This is a genomic window from Paracoccus sp. DMF, assembly GCF_004407025.1.
GTDB lineage: Bacteria > Pseudomonadota > Alphaproteobacteria > Rhodobacterales > Rhodobacteraceae > Paracoccus > Paracoccus aminovorans_B.
Map to the genome: position 1 here is coordinate 1 of NZ_SOKV02000119.1, position 1,893 is coordinate 1,893.

At 71.9% G+C, this 1,893-nt stretch carries 3 protein-coding genes; all 3 read left to right on the forward strand.

Annotated elements, in window-relative coordinates; genetic code table 11:
* Positions 1-158 (forward strand): acyl-CoA dehydrogenase family protein (locus tag E3D03_RS20580; RefSeq protein ID WP_263568502.1); only part of this gene is annotated, 158 nt, incomplete at its 5' end.
* Positions 155-1,207 (forward strand): enoyl-CoA hydratase/isomerase family protein, encoded by a 1,053-nt coding sequence (locus E3D03_RS20585; protein ID WP_263568500.1) that lies wholly within the window; start codon positions 155-157, stop codon positions 1,205-1,207. The genes E3D03_RS20580 and E3D03_RS20585, both read left to right, overlap by 4 nt.
* The coding region (gene mmsB, locus E3D03_RS20590; RefSeq protein ID WP_263568501.1) for a 3-hydroxyisobutyrate dehydrogenase at positions 1,204-1,893 on the forward strand (690 nt) is incomplete at its 3' end. The genes E3D03_RS20585 and mmsB, both read left to right, overlap by 4 nt.

The following is a 1,893-nucleotide window of genomic DNA, read 5'->3' on the forward strand; positions in this document are numbered from 1 at the left end:
ACCAGTGCCTGCAACTGCATGGCGGCTATGGCTACCTGGCCGATTACGGCATCGAGAAGATCGTGCGCGACCTGCGCGTGCACCAGATCCTGGAAGGCACCAACGAGATCATGCGGCTGATCGTCGGCCGCGCCCTGCTGGCGGAGCGAGACCGATGACCGAAATGCCCGAAGCCGAGATGCCCCGATCCGAGATGCCCCGATCCGAGATGATTGCCCGCAAGGACCGCCGCGCCGGACGGCTGACCTTCAACCGGCCGCAGGCGCTGAACGCGCTGAGCCACGAGATGGTGCAGGTGATCGACGCGGCGCTGCGCGCCTGGCGGGACGATCCCGAGGTGGCGCTGGTCGTCATCGACGCCGCGGGCGAGCGCGCCTTCTGCGCGGGCGGCGACATCGCCGCGGTCTATCGCGCCGGGCTTGCGGGCGACCACCGGCTGGGGCGCGCGTTCTTTCGCGACGAATATGTCATGAACGCCCGCATCGCCGGCTATCCCAAGCCCGTGGTCGCCTTCATGCAGGGCTTCGTCATGGGCGGCGGCGTCGGCGTCGGCGGCCACGCCAGCCACCGCATCGTCGGCGAGACCACCCAGGTCGCCATGCCCGAGACCGGCATCGGCATGATCCCGGACGTCGGCGGCAGCTGGCTGCTGGCCCATGCGCCCGGGCGCTGCGGCGAATACCTGGGCCTGACCGGCGCCCGCATGGGGCCGGGCGACGCGATCTTCGCCGGCTTCGCCGACAGTTTCGTCCCCGAGGCGGACTGGCCGGCGCTGAAGGACCGGCTGGCCGAGACCGGCGACGTGAACCTGATCCTGCCCCACCCCGCCCCCGAGGCGCCGCTCGGGGACCGCGACCTGTCGGCCTTCGGCGCGGCATCGGTGGCCGAGATTACCGCGGCGCTGCAGGCGGCGGGCGACGAAGCGGCGCTGAAGGTGCTGGGCCGCAACTCACCGCTGTCGCTGGCGGCGACGCTGGCGCTGGTCAGGGCGGCGCGCGGCGACCGCGACATCCGCGAGAGCCTGTCGCGCGAGCTGCGCTTCACCGCCCGCGCCACGGCGGAAAGCGATTTCCTGGAAGGGGTGCGGGCGCAGATCATCGACAAGGACCGCAACCCGCGCTGGTCCGCCGATGCCGGCCCGGCGCATGTCGCGGCCATGCTGGCGCCGCTGGGCGAGGGCGAATTGAACTGGGAGGACAGCGAATGAAGATCGGTTTCATCGGATTGGGCAATATGGGCGGGCCGATGGCCGCCAATCTGGCCAGGGCCGGGCACGCGGTCGCGGGCTTCGACCTGGCCGCGCCGATGCCCGAGGGCGTGACCCGGGCCGCGACGGCGGCCGAGGCGGCTGCGGGCGCCGATGTGGTCATCGCCATGCTGCCGAACGGCGCCATCCTGCGCGCGGTGGCGGCAGAGGTGATCCCGGCCATGGCCGCGGGCGCGGTGCTCTGCGATTGCTCGACGGTCGACGTGGAGAGCGCGCGCGCCGTGGCGGCGCAGGCGCAGGCGGCGGGGCTCGGCGCGCTCGACGCGCCGGTCTCGGGCGGGATCGGCGGCGCTGCGGCCGGCACGCTGACCTTCATGGTCGGCGGCTCGGAGGCGGCCTTCGCGACGGTGCGGCCGCTTTTCGACGTCATGGGCCAGAAGGCGGTGCATTGCGGCGTCTCGGGCGCGGGCCAGGCGGCGAAGATCTGCAACAACATGATCCTGGGCGTGACCATGATCGCCACCTGCGAGGCCTTCGCCCTGGCCGACAAGCTGGGGCTGGACCGGCAAAAGATGTTCGACGTGGTCTCGACCTCCTCGGGCTACAGCTGGTCGATGAACGCCTATTGCCCGGCGCCGGGCGTCGGGCCGCAATCGCCCGCCGACAACGGCTACAAGCCCGGCTTT

Bases quoted from the DNA above. Each gene is read 5' to 3' on its own strand.
- E3D03_RS20585 (WP_263568500.1), top strand. From the start codon at position 155: ATGACCGAAATGCCCGAAGCCGAGATGCCCCGATCCGAGATGCCCCGA.